Source organism: Roseovarius pelagicus, from assembly GCF_025639885.1.
Taxonomy (GTDB): Bacteria; Pseudomonadota; Alphaproteobacteria; order Rhodobacterales; family Rhodobacteraceae; genus Roseovarius; species Roseovarius pelagicus.
Window position 1 is genome coordinate 583562 of record NZ_CP106738.1, and the last position, 21016, is coordinate 604577.

The 21016-nt window shown below is 58.3% G+C and carries 17 protein-coding genes and 1 pseudogene; 6 read left to right on the forward strand and 12 right to left on the reverse strand.

Annotated features, from left to right (window positions below; all coding sequences use genetic code 11):
- Window positions 1–3 precede the first annotated feature (3 nt).
- The 8 genes and pseudogenes from N7U68_RS03830 to N7U68_RS03865 form a co-directional block, all read right to left on the reverse strand.
- Window positions 4–813 (reverse strand): hypothetical protein, encoded by an 810-nt coding sequence (locus tag N7U68_RS03830; RefSeq protein ID WP_263048280.1) that lies wholly within the window; start codon window positions 811–813, stop codon window positions 4–6.
- Entirely contained in the window at window positions 810–3371 is a 2562-nt protein-coding gene (locus tag N7U68_RS03835; RefSeq protein WP_263048281.1) for a vWA domain-containing protein, read from the reverse strand. Before N7U68_RS03835 ends, N7U68_RS03830 begins: the two co-directional genes overlap by 4 nt.
- Window positions 3364–4974 (reverse strand): vWA domain-containing protein, encoded by a 1611-nt coding sequence (locus N7U68_RS03840; protein ID WP_263048282.1) that lies wholly within the window; start codon window positions 4972–4974, stop codon window positions 3364–3366. The genes N7U68_RS03835 and N7U68_RS03840 overlap by 8 nt, the downstream gene beginning before the upstream one ends.
- Before the next feature lie 27 nt (window positions 4975–5001).
- Window positions 5002–5988 carry a DUF58 domain-containing protein gene (locus tag N7U68_RS03845; protein WP_263048283.1) on the reverse strand — a complete coding sequence of 329 codons (987 nt, stop codon included), beginning with the start codon at window positions 5986–5988 and terminating at the stop codon, window positions 5002–5004.
- Window positions 5988–7160: an AAA family ATPase gene (locus N7U68_RS03850; protein ID WP_263048284.1), complete on the reverse strand. Its 1173-nt coding sequence runs from the start codon at window positions 7158–7160 to the stop codon at window positions 5988–5990. Before N7U68_RS03850 ends, N7U68_RS03845 begins: the two co-directional genes overlap by 1 nt.
- Window positions 7161–7180: 20 nt before the next feature.
- Window positions 7181–9016 (reverse strand): hypothetical protein, encoded by a 1836-nt coding sequence (locus tag N7U68_RS03855; RefSeq protein WP_263048285.1) that lies wholly within the window; start codon window positions 9014–9016, stop codon window positions 7181–7183.
- 220 nt (window positions 9017–9236) lie between these two features.
- Window positions 9237–9884 (reverse strand): annotated as a pseudogene (locus tag N7U68_RS03860) (IS3 family transposase); the annotation flags it as partial.
- Window positions 9859–10956, reverse strand: coding sequence for a DNA-methyltransferase (locus N7U68_RS03865; protein ID WP_308446165.1), 1098 nt, complete (start codon window positions 10954–10956; stop codon window positions 9859–9861). The gene N7U68_RS03865 and the pseudogene N7U68_RS03860, both read right to left, overlap by 26 nt.
- 701 nt (window positions 10957–11657) lie before the next feature.
- On the opposite strand from N7U68_RS03865, the gene N7U68_RS03870 reads away from it, so the two are divergent.
- Window positions 11658–12068: a YbaN family protein gene (locus N7U68_RS03870; RefSeq protein WP_263048286.1), complete on the forward strand. Its 411-nt coding sequence runs from the start codon at window positions 11658–11660 to the stop codon at window positions 12066–12068.
- Window positions 12069–12126: 58 nt separating this feature from the next.
- Here N7U68_RS03870 and N7U68_RS03875 read toward each other — a convergent pair whose 3' ends face one another.
- Genes N7U68_RS03875 through N7U68_RS03885 form a run of 3 tightly spaced genes read right to left on the reverse strand, consistent with a single transcriptional unit; the run spans window position 12127 to window position 14275 of the window.
- Window positions 12127–13200, reverse strand: coding sequence for a hypothetical protein (locus N7U68_RS03875; RefSeq protein ID WP_263048287.1), 1074 nt, complete (start codon window positions 13198–13200; stop codon window positions 12127–12129).
- Entirely contained in the window at window positions 13201–13554 is a 354-nt protein-coding gene (locus tag N7U68_RS03880) for a carboxymuconolactone decarboxylase family protein (protein ID WP_263048288.1), read from the reverse strand.
- Window positions 13555–13558: 4 nt separating this feature from the next.
- Window positions 13559–14275, reverse strand: a complete 717-nt coding sequence (locus N7U68_RS03885) for a carboxymuconolactone decarboxylase family protein (protein WP_263048289.1) — start codon at window positions 14273–14275, stop codon at window positions 13559–13561.
- Window positions 14276–14278: 3 nt separating this feature from the next.
- On the opposite strand from N7U68_RS03885, the gene N7U68_RS03890 reads away from it, so the two are divergent.
- From N7U68_RS03890 to N7U68_RS03910, 5 genes are all read left to right on the forward strand, one after another.
- Complete coding sequence (locus tag N7U68_RS03890) at window positions 14279–15211, forward strand: LysR substrate-binding domain-containing protein (RefSeq protein ID WP_263048290.1); 933 nt, start codon at window positions 14279–14281, stop codon at window positions 15209–15211.
- An 80-nt stretch (window positions 15212–15291) separates the two neighbouring features.
- Window positions 15292–16314 carry a Rieske 2Fe-2S domain-containing protein gene (locus tag N7U68_RS03895; RefSeq protein ID WP_263048291.1) on the forward strand — a complete coding sequence of 341 codons (1023 nt, stop codon included), beginning with the start codon at window positions 15292–15294 and terminating at the stop codon, window positions 16312–16314.
- A gap of 169 nt (window positions 16315–16483) precedes the next feature.
- Complete coding sequence (locus N7U68_RS03900) at window positions 16484–17311, forward strand: transporter substrate-binding domain-containing protein (protein ID WP_263048292.1); 828 nt, start codon at window positions 16484–16486, stop codon at window positions 17309–17311.
- An 84-nt stretch (window positions 17312–17395) separates the two neighbouring features.
- Window positions 17396–18166, forward strand: a complete 771-nt coding sequence (locus N7U68_RS03905) for an amino acid ABC transporter ATP-binding protein (RefSeq protein ID WP_165192071.1) — start codon at window positions 17396–17398, stop codon at window positions 18164–18166.
- A 12-nt stretch (window positions 18167–18178) separates the two neighbouring features.
- Window positions 18179–18949, forward strand: coding sequence for an amino acid ABC transporter permease (locus tag N7U68_RS03910; protein WP_263048293.1), 771 nt, complete (start codon window positions 18179–18181; stop codon window positions 18947–18949).
- A gap of 51 nt (window positions 18950–19000) precedes the next feature.
- Here N7U68_RS03910 and N7U68_RS03915 read toward each other — a convergent pair whose 3' ends face one another.
- Entirely contained in the window at window positions 19001–21016 is a 2016-nt protein-coding gene (locus N7U68_RS03915) for a putative 2-aminoethylphosphonate ABC transporter permease subunit (RefSeq protein ID WP_263048294.1), read from the reverse strand.

The following is a 21016-nucleotide window of genomic DNA, read 5'->3' on the forward strand; positions in this document are numbered from 1 at the left end:
CTGTCAAATCGTGTTGTTCATCAATTGCGACGCAAACCCGGGGACGCTGTCGCGCCAGTCACTAGAAAGGTACTCCGGAAGCGGCGGCGTCGGTGCCAAATCCAGCGCAATAACCGGTCCCGGCAAATCCGCCCCGAGAGCCCTCGCCCGATTGAGCACATATGCGTCCCAAAAGCCCGCCCACTGTTCGGACGCAAATGCATTGCTTGTGGTTGCCCGAACACGTGCGCGCAATACACCCCACTTTTGGTCATTCACATCGGTTAATGTCTCAAGCGCAAAGGCGGTTGCGGCCCACAAGGTAGGCAGTGCCAGTTCAGGCACACCTCCGCCATCAGGCAACATGATGACCCGCGCTTTCAAATGAGAGCGGATCATGCGCGCTACTGAACGGCGAAATACTGGACAGCCCCAGGATTGCTGTGTAACCGGGTCCAAAAGGCACGGCGCAACCGCGATAAAATCAGGCGGTGCACGACCCAAAAGACTCGTCAACCGGTCAAAAAAAGTGGCACTCCATCGTCGCCACCACGGCAACAGCAAATCTGGCGCAATCCATTCCACTTGCGTCACCGTCCATGAAGGCGGTTCTGTGACCTGAAACCGCCCCGACCACTGCGCGACAGCCTTCCTCGTGACCCGCGTTTGATCCTCAGACCTAGTCATCAGCGCTGCACCCCCGGCAAGGCCGTCACTATCCGGAACCGCCGCATCATGGCCAACCTCAAGCCATCTTCCCAAGCCAATAAGCGCAAGCCTCTGAAGCGTCCTAACCTCCAACTCGGTGGCGTCGCGCAAAGAGATGTTCTTCATCTTCGCACCCCGCCCAAAAACAACGACCCGGCAAACAACGCCGCAGCCAACCCTGCAAACCAAGGCCAAAGTGGCACGGGCCGCAATTCGGCGCGCGCACGCATCAAATCTGGCACCGCCACCGCAAGATCGATACCACCGCTCGCCGCCCGTATTTCACTCAACAAAAGGTTGTTCACACCGAATCCAAAAGCTTCCTGCGTCGATGCTGGGTTCCAGTTTTCTCGCGAACGCGCGGGCAATCGTATCGGAATTTCTTGTACTTCGCCGTTCCCCAAATCCACCATCAAGTTACCCCGCATGGTTGTGTTTGACAAGCTGATCCGACCGATCCCTTCAAACGCGCCAAAGGCGTCTTGCGCACGCATCGAAAGACCCGTGCTGGAGCCATCGGGTAGCAAAATCGCGACAGAGATCCTTGCTGGAACGGGACCGCCCCCAAGCGGGGTTATCCGTACCTTGAGGTCTTCGCCACTCAGCGACAAGTCGATGTCAAATCGCTCCGGATCGTCCCAAGCGGCCAGCTCATCCAAAACCGTACTGGCCCAGCCCTGTGGCCCCACTGGCAAACCAATCGGTACCGATCCCAGAAACACACCTGTCTTGAGCGACGTCAATTTGGGTTCCCGCCGAAACGCCAGAACCGGCGCACGTGGAGGGTCCGCCATGATGCTCAAATGACTGCTTTCAGGCCTCGGATAGCTCAACGCGATGCCACCCACCGGCAAACGCATCTCAAAGTGCGATACCTCGTCGGCAGGAATGACCTCAAGCGGCCCATCCCGCCAGAACTCCTCGCGCGGTTCTGGCTTGAAAGCCTTGAATTCGATCCTCCCCAACTGGGTCGCTGTGCGGATCGGCACCTGTTCACCCCAGTTTGTATCGATTCCCGGCAAAGGTTCATTCGCGACACCAATGGCCGTGGTAAAGCAAATAGGGCGGCCCTTGATCTGATCGCGCTCGTACCCGCCGTCCCCGATGATAAATAATGCGCAATTGTTGCCGCGCAAAAGCCGCGCCTGATTGATCGCCGCCTCTATCATGGTGTCACCGCCAACACTCAGATCAGCGATGGCGCGACGCGCTCGCGCCACCTCTGACGGCGGCATGGACGATGCCGTAAACGCCAGCCCGGCGCCGCTTGAAAACGACACGATGGTCAATGAATCCTGCGGTCGCACCGCATCAATGACCTTGTTCGCGGCCTCGCGGGCGACGCTCATATATGGCCCCATCGATCCCGAAGTATCGATGATAATCAACAGATCGCGTTTTGGCGGCTGACGGATATAGAGCGCCGGATCGCTGTTGACCGGCAGCACCTCACCTAAAACTGTTTCTTCCCAATCCGCCAGACGTTGTTGATCCTCTCGGTTACCGCGCAGCGGCCCGTTGACCAGAAACAGCCCAACACCACCCGCCGCCGCCTCAGATAGCCGCTGGTCAGTGCCGCTTGGAAAATTAATGGGCTCCAAACCGTCGATCACAACGACATCATATGTTCCGAAATCCACGTCATCACCTGGCGAAGCCCGCTCAATGAGGAAGCGAGCTGGATCGGCGCCGTCCACCCAACTTGCACCGCCGAATACCAGAGCGCGCGCCGGACCACGCACCAGCGTGTAGACGTGTTCAGTTCGCAGCGGTTCCCCTTTCCCTTGAGAAAACCCGAGGTCAACGAAGTTCAGCCCGCGTTCGGGAAACTCCACCGGGATACGTACGGCCATCGGCCTGCCCGCATCTGCAACATCGCGCTCGGGTTCAGCCAAGCCGTTGATCCCCCAACGGAGCACCCCGCCGCCTTGCAACGTTGCCCGCAAAACCGCAGGGCGGCCGATGGCCTGATCCGGCCCGATGTTATGGGACAAAAGACCCATCGCAGGCTGCAAAGACCCCACCCCCAGCGTATGGATCGCAACCCCCGACTGCGCTGCGGTCTCTGCCGCCGCCAATATGTCTCCGTCTGTCTCCAGCCCGTCGCTGATCAAGAAAATCATGCCCGCACCTGGACCATCTGCGATGTCCGCCATTCCAGCTTCCACCGCTCGGGCCAGATTGCTTGTGTTGGCCAACGCGCCGAGATCAGCCGACCGGATACTGGCCGGCAGGTCGGACAGGCTCGTATCAGCCGAAATACTTCGCGTCGTTGCTCCAAAGGCGCGCACGGACCCTCGCCAGTCTGCCTCTTCCGGCAGCGACTCTGCGATATCCTGCAGTCGGCTCGCGACGATCTCGCGCGCGTCGTTCACCGCTCCGTCGCCATCCCTGCGGACACTCTCGGATGCGTCGATCAGCACGGCTACCCGCCCGCCGGGCGGCGGGTCTCCCAAAGGCTGGAGCACTGGCAATCCTGTGGCGGTCGCCAATAGGATCGCCGCCAAAGACACAAGTGCCGCACCAACCGCCTGCGCCATCGGTACCCGGCGTCGAAAAGCCCAGAAAATCGAAAGGGCAATAACAAGCACGGCAAACACAGTCGCAAGCATGGGAAGCCATCCCGCCGCTTCGCATAGAAGCGCCATGTCCCACACCACCAGACCCTGCATCCAATCACACATTGCCCCGCCCCCAAACCAGCCCACCAGCGCGCTCGGCCAATAACAGCAGCAAACCGAAAGCAAACAGCCAAGGTTCCCAGCGAAGACGGTTTGCGCGGTTCTCATCTGGCGGCACCGCATCGACTAGCGGCGGTTCGTCAAGGGCGGCTAGCGTTGGCGCCGGAGCCAACGCGCGCGCGGTGTCGCTCTCCGCCCGCGCCTCCGCGATCGGCTCTCCATCCATCGTCACATACTGCAATACGGGCGCTGCGGGAATCGCCTCCTGCGCAACCCAGGACAAGGCATTGTAAAACATCAACCGTGCCAGCGCCCGGACGTCCGGTGATCCTTGGGCTGACGGGTCCGGCACAATGACGCCGCGCGGGCTTTGCCGTTCAGCCAACCAGACATCGCCCGAAGCATCGGGGCGAATAATTGACCGGAAGCCGTCCGGAGCCCTGATTGCACGCGGCGCGTTGGTTTCCAGAACATCGAAGTTCACTCCGTTCAATACCGGATGATCCTGCATAAACGGCCCAATCGTATTGCCCGCGCCTGACGGGTTCGGCCAGCCCGCATAGGTCAACACGAATGGTCCTTTCGGCAGCGCCAGTCCTGGCCCCCCGTATGGCGCAACTACAATCGCGGAAGCGTCTGGCGTTGGTGGTGCAAACGCGCCGGGGCGTGCCATGTTCGCCAATCTCCAATCCACCGCCACCCGCTCAACGTCGCCCAGTATCATCTCTACGTGATCATCAAGCGCCAGGGCTCCGCCCTTTACAACCTTCAGCTGATAGCGCCCTGACCCAGCATATGGCACCACCCCGATCCAGCCGCCAATGCGCTCTTCGTCGCGCCGCAACGCAACCTCTGACCGCCCTCCCGGCCCCTCCACCGCGACTGTGACATCGCCCGGGCCCACCCCAAATCCCGCGACTTCGACGACCAACTCCGGCGCGCGGTTATGGAGAGCGCCTAAGTTAACCCTGACATCCCATATTGCGAGGTTGTCCGCAGGCTCCCCGATCTGATACCAGACCAGATAGCCCGCATGCCGCGCTTCCGGGACAATCCTTGCTGCCAGGTCAGACACCACCACCACATGGCTCGGCGCGCGCCCGCACGGTCCTTCCACACCGATCGCGCCAAACAAGGCGGCTACGGGTTGACCGCCGACATCAGGTTTCAATTCGGCCAAGACCGCCCCGATGCTTCCAGCTTCGACCAAGCGCGGCGCAGGTCCCGTCACCACCATGTCGAGACATCCCCCTTGTTCGGTTTCAAACCGTCCGACAGCCTCTCGAACAGCATCCGCGGCCCTTGCCACCCTCTCCCCCACCCCCATGGAGCCGCTGACATCCAGCACGATACGCAGGTGCCGATGCTCCGTCGCGTCACGTTCGCGCACAGCGAAACTCATCGGAAAAAGCGCCAACGCCACCAGACCGACAATCGCCAGCCGCAACCAAAAGAGAAGCGACACAATCAGATTGCGCAGCGAAAACTTGCGCTTGGGCGCATGGCTCTCAGGGGGAACAGGCATCAAATGCGCAACCGATACGCGGATATCCCGATAGTTCGGCCTGACCATGTGAAAGCCGATCACCGCACCAAGTGCGACCAAGGACAATATCCCCAGGCCCATCATCGCCTAACCCGACCGAGACATTAGCGCGCGCCAGGCCCGGTTTTCGGGCAAGGCAGTGCGGAACCATGCGCGCGCCGACCCCGCATCAAACCCCGCATCCGCGGGATACCGGATCGGTTCGTCGGGCCAGATCATCCCCTGCCCGCCCCATCGGGCGCGAAACGTCACACGCCGTTCGGCCAGACGCGCCTCTACTTGGGCCAGATATGCCTCCGGGGCATCAAACATGGTTTCACCGAAGCTTTTTCCTGCCAGGGCTCGCAAGCGGAACGGCTGCGCCTTCAGCAAGGCGCGCTCATGCGGCCAGCTATCGATCTCCACCACGTGGAAACTGCGAAACCCTTTCTGCGCGCGTCGCACAAAACCTGCCAGCGCCCCGTCGGGATCATCTCCCAACGCATCCGTCACAAAAACAACCGCCGCTGCCGGGCGCAAATGTCGCTCCACGTCGGACAGTTGTGCCTTTGGCACCGCTTGCCAATCGTCATTTGTTAGAGCTGCGTCCAGCGCATCGCGCACCATCGTCTGCATACACGCAAATCCTGCCGACCCTTCGATCCGGATCGCCCTGCCGTCGCCCCCAAACACTGGTGCCACAAAAACCCGGTCCAGCTCCGCCAGCGCGACTTGCAACAAACAGGCGGTGATCCACGCTGCCACGCCCAATTTGGGCACAGAAACCGGCAGACGCATCGCGGGCCTGCAATCCAGCAATACGATCAGCGTCCGCCGTTCCTCCGCTTCGAAGGACTTCGCAACCAGATCCCATTTGCCGCCCTTGCGCGCAGAGGCCGCCCAATCCACGCTGCGAATATCCTCGCCAAAGCTGTAATCGCGATACTCTCGAAATTCGAGCGACTGACCCATGCGCCGCCGCAAATGCGGCCCCAGCCCCGCGCTTGGCGCGTATTTGCGCAAATGAAGCCTAAGATTGCGCAAGGCCGTCGCGCCAATCGGTGCATTCAGGGGAAATGGCTTGGTCGCCGCCATCAAAACCGCGCCATGTTGGATGCCTGATTCAGTGCAGCGCGGAACTCTGCGTCATAGCCCTCCCGCGCGGGCGCACAGATTGCCACAAATTCGCGCACCAGATTGTCGTGCGTGTCTGCTTCCCTACCGCTCTGGTCATAGGGAATGTCAAATTTCATACGATGGCGCAGCACAGGTAGCGCAACCTTGGCCAAGGCCTGGGTCGTCTTGACGGGTAGTTGGCTCGGCTCGCCGGGGTCGATCTCATGCACCGCCGCCCATCCCAATGTCGCCAACGTCAGTGAGGTTGCCGCCCGCGGCCCCAACTCATAGCGCAAACGATCGCGGCGAAACTCCCGTAGTTTCTCCAGTGTCACGCCAGCCACACCTTGCACTCCGTCGAAATCCCCAACTGACGCCATAACGATGTTCAAAATGTGGGTCTGGACATCTGCATTCGGCGTTGTCGCACGCAAGCCCCGCCCCAAACGATGCAGATTGGCCAGACTCTGATCCATGCTCCAGCGCGGCCTGTCCTTGTCGGAGTCACCGTCCCGTCCCGCGCCGGTGTCTTTGGCAATAATCGCCGACAGCGTATCACGCTTTGGAAACGGCATCACTGCCTTGAACAGGAAACGGTCAAGCTGTGCCTCTGGCAACTCATAAGTGCCTTCTTGTTCAACTGGGTTCTGCGTTGCCATGACCATAAAAGGCGGGTGCACCGTCATCGATGTGCCATCGCGGACCTCTTTCGGTTCAGCCAGCGCATAGCGCTGCCCCAGAACCGTGACCTGAAATTCCGCCATTGCCTCCAGCATGGCGGCTTGCGTTTTGGGCGTGGCCCGGTTGATCTCATCAGCCAAGAGCAAACGACAAAAGATCGGCCCGGGCTGAAACACAAGGCGCCCCTCATCGTCAGGCATCTTGGTACCGGTAATGTCCGACGGCATCAGATCAGGCGTAAACTGGATTCGTCCCACATCCTCGCGCGGGAAATCCATCGCCGCAGACAGCGACCGGATAAGTGCCGTTTTCCCAAGGCCTGGATTGCCTTCCAGTAAGACATGCCCGCGCACCACCATGGCCACCAACAGAAGGTTGATGATGCCATCGATGCCGTTCATGTCCTCTTTCACGCGATCCCGGATCGAATGAAGCCAGAGCAGTTCCGCCTTAGAAATCATATCAGACATGACACACCCTAAATGTTGGCTCAATTCTCAACGGCATTCTCAAGTTCCTTGATCCAAGATGGTATTCTTTGTGTCGGGGGCTTTGCGGGCAACAGGTTTTCGGGATACTCGGGCAAATCGCCCTGAAAAATCGTCAACCCCTCCGGGGCGGCACCTGACGCCGCGAACGGGTGAGATTGGCCTGTGGGGTCAAAACCCTCTGCTTCAACCTCGTTACCGTCTCCTGCCGCCGAGCCGCCCTGCACAGCGTTTGCTGTTTCCTCGCTGCTGCCGTCCGGGGCTGGTTGCTCAGCGACCCGGCTGTCGTCGCCCGATAAGTCCGAACCTTCGCCGGCAACAGCCAAGTCCGCCTGCTCCTCACTACTGCCACTGGCTTCGGGGCGCGTGGCTGCGGCATCAGGCGCGCCACCGTCAATGCTATCTTGATCTCCACCGCCGTTTTCGGTCTCCACATCTGCGTTGTCCTCCGTGCCGGTACCGCCATCCTTAGCATCACCTTGCTCGTCGGCAGCTTCTCCATCGCCGTCATCGCCTTGTTGCCCGTCCTGCGCACCATCCGAAGGAAGTTCCTCACTTCCCGCTTGCCCGTCCGGCGCGTTCTCTTCGCCGTTCGTGCCCTGTTCACCTTTTTGCACGCCCTCCGATGCAGCGTTCTCGCGCGCCTCGCCTCCCTGTCCTTCAGATTGACCACCTTCAACGTTGTCGCTCCGTTGCCCCTCCTGACCGTCTTCCGGTGCGGCTCCGTCTCCACCATTCTGACCGTCAGAAGAACCGCTTTCGCCATTTTTCAAAGGTGCCTCGCCCGACTCTTGCTCGGACGGCGCAGTTTCACCCGTTTCTCCTGGCTCTGTGCCCTCTCCGCCGTCTGTCCTATCCGTGCCATCGATTTCCTGCCGCTCTTGGCCCTGCCCGCCGTCTCCGTCGGTCTCCGCGTTCTGGCCTGTATCTCCCTGGCCTTCGCCTGATTGACCGTTCTTCTGGTCCGCTTTATCCGACGCACCGCCCTGCCCGTTTCCGTTCTCTCCGTCGCTTTCCCGTTCGCCGCCACCGCATTCGTCTCGGTCATTTGACGAAGGGTCTGTTTGGTCTTCGTCCTGTTTCTCTTCCTCCTCCGGCGGAACTTGTTCGGACGCCCCCGTCAGAAACGTCAGCGGTGATGGCAAAGGTGGCAGAACGTTCAGCGGCAGCCAGAGCGCTAGCGCCCAGGCAATCAGTCCGGCGCTCAAACCATGCCAGGAAAGACCCGACATTGCCTTGAAGCGCCATGCCATCCGCGCGCCGAACAAGGACAATTCTTGCTCGGCGAGCTTCGGCCAAAACGCTGCCCCGTCCCGCAGCACGCCCAAAACCTCAATGGCCGCCGCCGACCCTTCCGGCCCATGGGTCCGCTTTAGCGCCTCGTCCACGCGCCAGGAATGGCGCAGCCTCGCCAGCGCCTCCCGTCCCAACCTAGTGCGTTGCGAAGGAGCTGGTTCCATCAATGTGACGGCCGCTTCCGCGCCTTTATGTAGCCGCAAGCCCGACCCCGCAACGATCGTTGCAATCAGAAGTCCAGGGCCCATGAACAGTGCCGATATGGGCAGTCCGAACTGCGTTCGCGCCAAAGTTGCCATCACCAAGAGCCAGCCGCCCGCCGCGATAAGATGCCCTGCTCGGAAGCGCGTCCTTGCCACTCGCGCCAGCCGCCGCACGTCGTCGGTACCGGCATGCTCAAATCGCTCATGACGCGCCACCACTGCGCGCCATAGAAGCGCCACTGTAGCCGTGCTGATCAGCGCGGACGTCACACCCAAAACCGCGATCACCAAAGCCCAATCGACCAAAGCCGCTTGTCGCCCCGCGGCTGCCGATGCCACAAGCACGCAAACCAGCCAGACCAAACCCAGGACCGCTGGACCCAAAACATGAAAAATCGCTTTAATTTGTCCCAAGTCGAAGACCAATCACCTTGACGCCATTCAGAATCTTTTTCGCACTTGCGATCAGGTTTTTGAAGCCTACTTCCGATTGTAGCGCGATGTCATTGCTGTGCGACCGAAAGTGTCCCCGGTCGGGGGCTGATTTTCCGCGTTCTAATCATACAGTAGGGCTAAATGCGCCTGCGGATTTCATCAGCGCCGCCGGGACTTTGTTCCCGATCGCGCCGTACGGTCGTTCTTCGTTGTAGTCTCTACGCCAAGCCTCCAACTTTTCGGCCGTATCATCAAGGCCCATGAACCAGTGCGCGTTCCGGCACTCCGCGCGGAACCTGCCGTTGAATGCTTCGGTGAATGCATTGTCCGTAGGCTTTCCGGGTCGCGAGAAGTCCAACACGACACCGCGATGATAGGCCCAGAGGTCCATGTCGCGGGAGATAAATTCGCTGCCTTGATCGACGCGGATCGTCTTGGGATAACCGACCTGGCCACACACACGATCCAGCGTCGTCACCACGTCCTCACCACGATAGCTGAACCGCGCATCGAGCACCGGGACGTAGCGCGAGAACGTGTCGACCACAGTCAGCACCCGGATTTTGCGCCCTGTTGCGAGCTGATCATGCACAAAGTCCATTGCCCAGACGTCGTTCGGTCTCACTGCGTCCTTGCGGTCCTCTCGCAGCTTTGCCTTTACCCGGCGTTTAGGTGTCTTGTTGCGCAGCTGCATACCCAACTCCTTGTAAATCCTGTAAGTCCTCTTGGCGTTGATGTCCCAGCCCTCACGTCGTAGCAGAACGTGAACGCGCATCGTCTGGCTCGCCCGTTTCGATCAGGCGCCGGACCAGAACAGCGTCCTTGCCGGTCAGTTGTTGCCAGCGGCGGATGGCGGTATCGACATACTTAGGTTCATACTCGACGCCGTAGCATCGCCGCCCGACCTTCTCTGCTGCCAACAACTTGGTGCCTGAGCCAAGAAACGGGTCCAACACGATCTCGCCGCGTCTCGACGCATCCTTGATCGCCTCTGCGATCATCGCCACAGGTTTCACAGTCGGATGAAGCGTCAGATCGCCGCCCTTGCCATTTTGGAACGTGTTAACACCGGGATAGGTCCAGACATTGGTCCGGTTCCGCCCGTAGCGACCGAGCTGCACATTGTTGGTTGAAGCGACCCCCGGCTTGGCAAACACGGCGACTAGCTCGTGGGCAGAGCGATAAAACGACCCCTGCCCCGGCGTGGTCTTGTTCCAGACGCAGAAGCTCTTTAGAGCTAGGCTGAGCTTACGCCCAACCGACAGCAACACTTCAATGTGGCGCCAATCCATGAAGAGGTACAGCAATGCGCCGTCACCCGTGTGGCCCTGCATCACTTTAATGCTGTCGCGCAGGAAGCCTTTGAATTCCTTGTCGGACATTTCTCCTGAGGCGAAGGCAAACTCATTATGTTTGGTCTTTCCCCGCCCGCCGACGTGACCTTGGATTTTCACATTATAGGGTGGGTCTGTGATAACTAAGCTGGCGATCTGCTCTTCGAATAGGCTTTCCATCATACCGGCATCTCTTGCGTCGCCGCAGCACACCCGATGTTGACCCAACCGCCAAATGTCTCCGCGCTTGGCGATGACAACGTCTATCGGCAAAGGAATATCGTCTTCTTTTTCGATTGATGGGCTCGGTTCTTCGTGATCCGTCATTATGAGGTCAATCTCACCCGTGTCGAAGCCGGTAATTTCGAGATCCAGATCAAACTCCGGCAACAGGTCAGCCAGTTCTCCCAACTCCACGGCCAGCAACTCGCTGTCCCAGCCCGCGTTCAGTGCGATCTTATTGTCGGCAAGCCAGATGCAGTGAATAAATGCCCACAGAGTCTGCAACATTCCCTGCAATCTAGAGTCTTTTCCCTGCTACGACTATTAGGGAATTTGGACGGCAAGCTATTGATTTTCTTGACTGCATACGAGCCCCACTTGACCTGGAATCGTTCGAAATTGATAATTTCCCTGCTAGGTTCCCTGATAGCAGGGAAATAACCAGACTGGATAGCTGGAGACTGGCAGCACAGCCAATATACATGAAAAAAGACGCATACATCCCAATGGGATAACCGGTGATCAGGCGACCAGCCTTCCGTCGTTACTTCGCGGCGGTTCATAAACTGGTTCACACGCGCGCGCGGTATCGAACGCGCGAACCATCGAGAAAATGGGGGCTTCACCTCATTCGCACAAATGGCGTTTTCTATTTTCGACGTCGTTGATCAGTGAACCTCAGATCCCTCGGCGCTCCAGAGTTTCTGTTTGTCTCGTTACGCACCCAAGTCCTCGCCGACGCGGTAAAGCGGGCGGTCGACCTGCTGAACGCAGTCGAAGCAAGAGAGACAAAGGGCTGACAGAGCTGCAAAATACTCCGGTAAACGCCGGACTTATTAGGGATGCTCAAAAATGAAACGGATCGCGGTTGTAGATCATGACCGTCAATGTCATCCACCGCCCCCGGCACGCGACCTTGGGCACGTTATTGCGGTTCAGCGACTTCCCGACTAGCCTACACCTTCTCACGTTCCCGAAGGTTGCAAAACTTGAAAAATGCGCCCCCCCGTTCCGCCGCCCAGCGTTTGCTCTGGACACTTGCTGGCTGGTTGTCGTTGGCTTTGGCCGCGCTCGGCATCGTGCTGCCCGTTTTACCGACGACACCGCTGGTGCTGCTGGCCGCTTTCGCTTTTGCGCGCGGCTCTCCTCGTTTGCGGGCATGGCTCGACGGCAGCAAACATTTCGGCCCGTTGATCGCCGATTGGGAAACAACAGGCGCAATCCCGAGGCGCGCAAAAATCTTGGCGTGTGCGCTCATGGCATTGGTCTTTTTGGTCAGCCTCGTCGCGCAGATGCCGTACTGGATTCTGGCTGTGCAGGCCGTGTGCATGTCTGGCGCGGCAGCCTTTGTGCTGACTCGCCCGGACAGCACTGCTGGGCGCGGCGGATCGGGACATTAGCGCGAACATCGCAACGGCTCAGCACAGCATATCGCGATGCGTCCGCAGGCGGCGTCAGCTACACACCGATTTGCCTCTCTGGTGCGGCAAATAGCGGGGGGAGTTCGGGAAAATCAGCCAGCACGCGCGCCGCTTGCGGCAAGCGATCCGGATAAAACACTCCATTATCCCACAAACGAACGCCATCAAGCTCAATCGTCGGATCGATCACATTCCAGCATATTTCCCCCGGTGGCTGCGTACCGCAGGTGTGAAAATGCAATATCCTAGGGTTTCCGAAGGCAGATCCACTCCACCGTTCCGGTGTGTTTTCCACGCTGTCGTCATACGCGCAGCCGGGATGAATCCCAGCATGCCAAGAGTGTACCGCGTACCGATCCAGCCCATATCGCGCCGAAACGTGGTCGTAATGCGCGTTGGCCTGTTGAATGCCGCCTGCGTCGCCGGAAAAACCTGCCAATCGGCCATCTTGCATTTCTGCAAATGTGCCTGCGTTCAACGGCTCATAAAAAGACTCATAATAACGCGATCCGGTTCCGATCAGAAACTCTGGCAAAGCCAATCGCCCGGTGAAATGGCGGGCAGGAACGGGCGAAAACACCGATAGCGGAAACCGCGCGCAGGTCGTATCTGACGGAATCGCCATCGCGGGGGCATGGCCAGTCAAATGAGTGCCATCCGCGCAACTAATCACGATCTGGCCCGCATTGAACAATGCTGTGTCCACAGCCGTCTTTAACGCAGTGAATGCGCCATAGGGCGCAACGCCAAAACTTGACCGCAACATTGCTGCGTTCAACGCATAACACTGCACCATCCGCGCCCGACCCGGCGCGTTATCAAAACGCAACTGATCACCGATACGCGCCAATGAGATCAGTACGTCCGCCTCGAGCATTCGCTCCATCAACGCGCTTGGGACTTCGCGCGCTTCGGGATCGAACGCGACGTTCATACATTCGACCCGAGCCCCAAGACGGGTCAGCGCGTCTATGATACTTGGCGCAAGGTCCGCGCCATAATACCCCAGATCAGGGGATTCAATCGCGACCAGAACATGCTCGTCGGGTGTGACCCGTGCACAGTTGGCGACCAAATTCAATGCGCCCGGATTGATCGCCGCTTGTGTCAATCAAACATCTCTGGCGTGGGCGGCAGCGAATTGATCGAATGCTTCCAGCGCCTTGGCACCATAGGTAATGCCCGGCCCCGCCCCCATATAAGCAGCCATTTCCAGCATTTCGATTATTTCGTCGCGCGTTGCCCCAAGCCGCACCAGCGATCGAACATGAAATCCGATGCAGCTTTCACAGCGGGTTGTAATGGCGATCCCCAAGGCCACGAATTCTTTGGTCTTTTCATCCAATGCGCCGTTTTTCTTGGCGGCGCGAGACATGGTGCCGTAGCCCTTTGTCATTTCGGGCGCTGCCTTGGTCAGCACGCCAATGCGTTTTTCCGTCTCGCTGAGAAATGCGATCCAATCCATGTACTCAATCCTTTTTGTAATATCCCACGACATCGCCATCGGTGGTGACCCCCAGCCCGTTAAGCAGACGATTGACGTAGTTGAAATACCCGATGATCTGGTTGGCTTCGAGTATTTCACCATCGTCCAGACCGGCATCGCGCAAGGCCTGAACGTCGGACTGGCACATCTGACCGGGACGCAACGTCAGTTTTTCGGTATACTCCATAAGGGCCAGTTCACGCCCGTCGAACACGTCCTGTGGTCGCCGCTGATCCAGTGCCGCCCGGATTTCCTCCGCGCGGTCCGCGTCCCCGATGAGATGCGCCGCGTTCGTCCAGTGATTGGCCAGAGAATATGGGCAATCGTTCAGGATCGACACCCAGGAACTGATCACCTCCTGCAACCACGTCGGCAAGGTATTGGCCGGATCATGCAAGGCGGCGCGGTAGAGCACGACATGGCCACGCATCGTGCTGGGACGGTGCGAATGCACGCGCATCACGTTGTCCACTGTTCCGTGCGGCGTCCGCGCCAGCGTCAACACATCGCGCAGCTCTGGCCCCGCTTCTTCGTCGGAGATCATACTGATCCAAGCGGTCATGGCGCGTGTTCCTCGTGAAAATACATCCCAATCGCCCTGCACCACGACGGCAGGCGTCAGGGATCGGGCACGGCGACTGTCCGGGTGCGCCGTCTGGATTTCAATTGCAAAGGCATTACGCATATCATTAGAATTCATAATATGATCCGCAATTTGCCCTACACCTCGCTCCGCAGCTTCGAGAGCGTCGCACGGCTCGGCAGTTTTAGCCGCGCAGCAGATGAAATGAACGTTACGCAAAGCGCGGTCAGCCAGCATGTTAAAGCTCTGGAAGAATGGACAGGTTGCGTTCTGCTCCACCGCAGTCGTGCCGGCAGCAAGCCGACTGCGGAAGGGATTGCGATGGCTGCGGCCATCGCCAATGGGTTGGGGCAGATATCTGACCTATGCACACAATTACAGAGCAGAAACGCCCGCGATGCACCCATAATTCTGGCCAGCTTGCCCGGCTTTGCGGTTAACTGGCTCTTTCCCCGGTTGATCCACTTTGATCAGGCCAACCCCGATCTGTCGGTGTCGATCCATACGAACACATCCAGCGGCGATCTGGTCGCCGGAGATTGCGACCTGTCGATCCGGTATGGTTTGGGAAACTATCGCGGCATGTATGTGGAACGTCTCCTATCCGAAACGCTCACACCGGTCTGCGCTCCGTCCCTGCTCTCTACCGGACCGGCGCTGAACACAGTTGACGACCTCGCACGGCATACCCTGCTGATTGATGATATCTCGGATCTCGGGGGAGAACCGCCTACATGGTCCTATTGGGCCGAGCGCGCGGGCCTGACGATGCCAAAGCCAGCGAACACGCGACGTTTCGGTCAGTCCAACATGGTGGTACAGGCAGCAATCGAGGGCTATGGTGTCGCGTTGGGGCGTTCACCGCTAATTCAGGCCTCACTGGCGACTGGTGCGCTGGTTGCGCCCCTGCCACATCAGGTGCCGTCACAATACGCATATTGGCTGGTTTGCGCGAAACAGGCGTTGCGCGCACCACGGTTACGTCTGTTCCGGGACTGGCTGGTTCAAGAAGCGACAGAGCAGACTTCCGTTGAAAACTATCAAACCAGCTAATGCATGGCATAAACTCTTGATGATTGCGCAATCCGCAGATGCGCCCGCATGGTGACAAAGTACAGGATTGGACTCATGATATGTTTCTGAGAAATTGTTGGTATGTCGCCGGTTGGAGCACGGATTTCGGCCGCCACCTGAAACCCGAAACCATATTGGGCGACGCGATTGTCATCTACCGCAAGGCTGACGATACCGCAGTGGCACTGCAAAATGCCTGCCCCCATCGCAAGCTGCCGCTGTCAGAAGGCAACCTGCAAGGCGATACTGTCGAATGCGGCTATCACGGCCTGACATTCGACTGCAAAGGCGCCTGCGTGGCCGCGCCGACCCAACCAGACAACATCCCCAAACGCGCCGTCGTCCGATCCTATCCGGTAGTTGATCGCTATCGCCTGCTGTGGATTTGGATGGGCGATCCGGCGATGGCTGATCCGGACCAAATCCTGAGCATTGAGAATTTTGATAACCCCGATTGGGGATACACCGATGGCGGCGCAATGGACATTGCCTGCAACTATCTGTGGGTCTGTGATAACTTGCTGGATCCCAGCCATGTCGCCTGGGTACATGTGTCATCCTTCGCAGGTGCCGGAACGGACAGCGAACCCTTGAACGTGTCGCGACATGACGCCGGCGTTCTGGTCCACCGTTGGATTATGAACGGTGCTGCCAGCCCCTACTACGCCCCGCTGATCAAATTCGACGGCCCTTGTGACCGCCTTCAGCACTACGAAATGCTCTATCCCGGTATCGGATTGAACAAGTCGATCTACACACCCGCAGGAACCGGCGGCGAAGGCTCGGCCCCGAACCCACAGACCTATATCAACATCTCATATAATTTTATGACCCCGATCGATGCGGACAATACTCGCTATTTCTGGTTCCAGCATCGCAACACCGATGGGCAGGATCAGGCGATTTCGGAGCGGATGAACGCAGGTGCGCGCACTGCGTTTGAGGAAGACCGCGCAGTTCTGGTCAAGGTCCACGAAGGCATGAAGCACATGGAAACGCCTGCGCTTGATCTGGGGTTGGACGCCGGGGCCAAACTGTTTCGAAGGGGTCTCGCTAAATTGATTGAAGCAGAAACCGCATAAAACTTGGCTGAATTGCGAGCGCGCGATAGGCCATGAGGACGGAATGAAGGATTTAGGTTGCCAGTTTTGGCTTCATAGTCGCACATAGGGTGGCCAGTCGCTGATCGGGCAACACTAAAGAGCGGACCGTACGCATGACGGACCGCATATCCAACTTGGAGGGAAAGACATGAAGTATGGCAGAAGAACCGCGCTGATCGGCGCGATGGTCGGATTGGTGGGTATCGCCACGACACTGGGCGGCGCCCCGGCCCAAGCACAGGACGCAACCGCGAATTCTCTGCTTAACGAAATTCAGTCCCGCGGCGTGCTGCGCGTCGGCACCACGGGCGACTACTACCCGATGACATTTCGCGAAGTCGGCAAGGATGAATTCGTTGGCCACCAGATCGACGCTGCCCGTGAAATGGCCAAGGATCTGGGTGTAGAAGTGGAATTTGTAACCACCGAATGGAAAACCATGATCACCGGCATTCAGGCCGGGCGCTATGATATCGCCATGAGCGGCACATCAATGAGCCTGTCGCGCGCCAAAGTGGTCGGGATGAGCACGCCCTGGGGCATCAACGGTTTCGTTCCTGTCGTCCTACGGAAAAATGCAGATCAATATGCCTCGTGGGATGATCTCAACAGCCCAGACCGGACCGTTGGCGTCACCCTTGGCACCACGATGGAGGATTACATCCGCGCGGAGCTGCCGAATGCGGAGATGCGCCGGGTCGAGAGCCCCGGTAACGGCTGGCAAGAAGTGCTGGCCGGTCGGTCAGACTACACCGTGACCACTTTGGTAGAGGCATCGGGCCTGCAAGAACGCTACGAGGAAATTCAGATGATTTTCCCCGAACAGGCACGCAGCGCGTTGCCGATGGCCTTCCTGACACCGATCGAGGATCAGATCTGGCTGAACTATGTTAACAACTGGGTTCTGCTGAAAAAGCAGGCAGGTTATTTTGACGCGCTCAACGAAACATGGGGCGTGGTCCTGCTGGGCGATTGATCGTAAAGGATGTGAGGCAAGGAACCAATTGATGACATCGACAATCAACACTTGCCTCACCTCATATTCCGCAAGGGCAGTTCAATGACAGGCACATCGCACGCGACACAACCGGGCGAAGATCCGGTTGTGCAATTGATTTCCGTCGAAAAAAACTTTGGCGATTACACAGCCCTGAAAGACATCAATCTGGACGTTCGCAGCGGCGAAAAAGTCATCATATGTGGGCCATCCGGATCGGGAAAATCCACGCTGATCCGTTGTATCAACCGGCTGGAACAACATGACGCCGGGAAGATCATCGTCGACGGCGTAGAGATGAGCGACGACACCCGAAACCTCGCAACCATCCGCAGCGAGGTTGGCATGGTGTTTCAGCAATTCAACCTGTTCCCACACATGAGCGTACTGGACAATCTTGCGCTCGCTCCGATGCGTGTGCGCGGCGTGAGCCGGGCAGAGGCAGAAGAAACCGCGCTGGCCCTGCTGGAACGCGTGCGCATCCCTGAACAAGCCCGCAAATACCCCGCACAGCTATCCGGCGGTCAGCAGCAGCGCGTTGCCATCGCCCGCGCGCTCTGCATGAAGCCGCGCGTGCTGCTCTTTGACGAACCGACATCGGCGCTGGACCCCGAGATGATCAGCGAGGTTCTGGACGTGATGGAAGAACTGGCGCGCGAAGGCATGACAATGATCTGCGTCACCCACGAGATGGGATTTGCCCGCAAGGTTGCCGATACTATGGTGTTCATGGATCAGGGCCAGATTGTCGAAAAGGCACCGACCGAAGCGTTCTTTTCCGGTGCCCAAAATGCCCGCACGCAGCTATTCCTCGATCAAATTTTGTCACACTGAAGGGACGCCCTCATGTCTTTGCGTCTACGCCCCCTCCTGCCCTTGTTGGCCGTCCTCTTTCTCGCAGGCTGTGGCGGTGGCAACTACACATGGGGTTGGCATGTTGTATCGCCTTTTGACACACGCGGCCTGACCAACCTCGAATTTTTGGCAAACGGCGTTTACTCGACCATCTCGGTCGCGCTCGTTTCGATATTCTTCTCCGTGCTTCTGGGGCTGATCTTTGCCCTGCCCGCGCTGTCGTCAAACCGTACACTCGCCATCATCAGCCGCATCTATGTCGAGTTTTTTCGCGCAGTGCCGATGCTGGTGCTGATCCTCTGGGTTTATTACGGGGTGCCCGTACTGACAGGCCTGCAACTGAGCGTGTTCTTTGCCGGGGTGATCGCGCTTGCGCTTTGCGACAGTGCGTTTGAAGCCGAAATTTTTCGCGCCGGACTACAATCCATAGAGGTCGGTCAGCGCGAGGCAGCGGATGCACTGGGATTGAGCTACATGGACAAATTACGGTTTATCATCCTGCCGCAGGCTGTACGCCGTGTGTTGCCACCGCTGGGTAATCAGTTTGTCTATATGCTCAAGGCATCCTCGCTGCTGTCCGTCATCGGCTATAGCGAACTCACCCGCCGCGCCAATGAACTGGTTGTGGTGGAATACCGACCCTTGGAAATCTACAGCCTGCTGGTGCTGGAATATCTAGTGCTGATCCTGATCGCATCATGGGGTGTCAGGACGCTGGAACGACGGCTGGCACGCAGCGACCGGTCGGCAGCACGGATCTAGGTTCGAAACACGGCGGCACCCTTGGAAATACCCCAAGGGTGCCGCTGTCTGTTACCGGTGACGCCAAGCCTGTGTGCGGCCCACAATCCCCCGAGACGCAATCAGGTGAATGATCCGCGCACCTGCGTTGGTGTAAAAGATCATCATGCCCATTGCTGCCGCCGGGGCGATATCGCCTGCATCGTCCATGTTCAACACCGCGATCGAGGCCAGTGCTGTGTCATGTGAATACAGGAACACCACTGCCGATACCGTCGTCATCGCATTGACGAACAGATAGATCGAGATATCGAGGATCGCAGGCAGGCAGACCGGCACCGTCACGCGACTGAATAGCTTCAACGTCGGTTGTTTTAGTGATGATGAAACAGATTCGAACTCTCGGTCCATCTGCTGCAACGCCGTCGTCGCTGTCAGGTGGGACACGGTGTAAAAGTGGGTCACCGTACAGACGACGAGGATCGTCATGGTCCCGTAGATCACGCTTAGCGGGTTGTCCGGGTTGTTGAAGAAAAAGATGTAGGCAAGGCCCAGCACCATCCCCGGAATGGCCATTGGCAACATCGCGAACATCTGAAAGATTGCCCGCCCGGTTTTAAACCCGTTGGATTTCTCGACCAGATACGCGCCGAAGAAAATGATTGCCGTGCCGATCACAGCCGTCAACAGGCCCAGTTTGATCGAGTTAAAGTAAGCCGCCCAACCGCCACCGTCCATCTTGTTAAACTGATAGTTGTTCAAGCTGAAGCTAAGGTCGTATGGCCAGAATTTGACCAGCGCCGCGAACTGGCAGACGGCCAGCATTCCGACCAGAAAGACGCCCACAAGGCTGGCATAGCCGAACATGATCCAATCCGTACGTTTGTTGGGATTGGGCTGATAGGGTACCGAACGCGCCGACAGCAGCGCCACTTGCTTGCTCTGCACGAAACGGTCGATGCCGAATGCCAGAATCGCAGGCAGCACGAGGACAACCGATACCACGGCACCCATCTCAAAGTTTTGCTGCCCGATCACCTGTTTGTAGATGTCGACCGCCAAAACATTGAACTGCCCGCCGATCACCTTCGGCAGGCCGAAATCGGTGATCACAAGGTTGAAAACCACGAACGCTGCCGAGACAAGGCCATAACGCGCTCCGGGGATCGTTACGGTCCAAAAGGTGCGCCACGGCGACGCCTTAAGCGATACCGCCGCCTCGTAGAGCCGCGCATCAGAGATCGCAAGCGCAGTCGAAATGATCAGGAACGCATGCGGAAAAGTGAAGAACACCGATCCGATGACAATCCCGATAGGCCCATAAATCGTGCCACCGAACAGCAGGTCCTTGAGCATCCCCTGATTACCAAAGAGATAAACCAGCGCAATTCCGGGCAGCAGCGACGGCACCAGAATGGGGGCCATGGCGATCAGGCGAAACAGACCCTTGAACCGCATACAGGACCGGCTGAGTGCGTAGGCAAACCAAAAGGCCAGCGTGACCGTGACGATCGTGCTGATCGTCGCGATCATCACCGAATTCTTGATCGAATTCGACAGCGCAGGTGTCGAGAAATATGTGGTGAAGTTCCCCAGCCCGATGTCTTTTTTCGGGCGCAGTTGCACACGGCGAAAGGTATTGCTGTCCAATTCCTGCCAGTCGGTGCTCTCGTTCAGCTTTGATCCGACCAGATAGCGCCCATCCTCATCTACGTTACGAATGCGGTACTTTACCGGGCTGCGAAAACTGAAATCGGGAAAGAACTGCGTCACGCCCAGTCGGCCGTCTGATCCGGCGATCAGATCCTGCGGCCTTAGCACATCACGTTCTGCGTTCAGCTCCGCGAATGTCACAGGGGCGCTGAAAACCGTGCCCTCTTCGCCGCTGACCTGCACCTCGTAGGCCGCCAGATCAAATTTGAAGGTCGAAAAGGATTTCGACAGCATTGCATATAGCGGGAACACCATCGTGATCAGCAGATAGAGGCCGATCACGATCATGCTGCCGCGCATTACCAGATCGTCGCGCGACAGTTTTCCCTTGATGCGTGGCCCGGGAGGAATTTCGTCGATTGTCGTCTCACTCAT

Bases quoted from the DNA above. Each gene is read 5' to 3' on its own strand.
- N7U68_RS03845 (WP_263048283.1), bottom strand. From the start codon at position 5,988: ATGGCGGCGACCAAGCCATTTCCCCTGAATGCACCGATTGGCGCGACG.
- N7U68_RS03915 (WP_263048294.1), bottom strand. From the start codon at position 21,016: ATGAGTGAGACGACAATCGACGAAATTCCTCCCGGGCCACGCATCAAG.
- N7U68_RS03880 (WP_263048288.1), bottom strand. From the start codon at position 13,554: ATGGATTGGATCGCATTTCTCAGCGAGACGGAAAAACGCATTGGCGTG.
- N7U68_RS03905 (WP_165192071.1), top strand. From the start codon at position 17,396: ATGACAGGCACATCGCACGCGACACAACCGGGCGAAGATCCGGTTGTG.
- N7U68_RS03900 (WP_263048292.1), top strand. From the start codon at position 16,484: ATGAAGTATGGCAGAAGAACCGCGCTGATCGGCGCGATGGTCGGATTG.
- N7U68_RS03850 (WP_263048284.1), bottom strand. From the start codon at position 7,160: ATGTCTGATATGATTTCTAAGGCGGAACTGCTCTGGCTTCATTCGATC.
- N7U68_RS03865 (WP_308446165.1), bottom strand. From the start codon at position 10,956: ATGTTGCAGACTCTGTGGGCATTTATTCACTGCATCTGGCTTGCCGAC.
- N7U68_RS03835 (WP_263048281.1), bottom strand. From the start codon at position 3,371: ATGTGTGATTGGATGCAGGGTCTGGTGGTGTGGGACATGGCGCTTCTA.
- N7U68_RS03895 (WP_263048291.1), top strand. From the start codon at position 15,292: ATGTTTCTGAGAAATTGTTGGTATGTCGCCGGTTGGAGCACGGATTTC.
- N7U68_RS03910 (WP_263048293.1), top strand. From the start codon at position 18,179: ATGTCTTTGCGTCTACGCCCCCTCCTGCCCTTGTTGGCCGTCCTCTTT.
- N7U68_RS03830 (WP_263048280.1), bottom strand. From the start codon at position 813: ATGAAGAACATCTCTTTGCGCGACGCCACCGAGTTGGAGGTTAGGACG.
- N7U68_RS03890 (WP_263048290.1), top strand. From the start codon at position 14,279: ATGATCCGCAATTTGCCCTACACCTCGCTCCGCAGCTTCGAGAGCGTC.
- N7U68_RS03885 (WP_263048289.1), bottom strand. From the start codon at position 14,275: ATGAATTCTAATGATATGCGTAATGCCTTTGCAATTGAAATCCAGACG.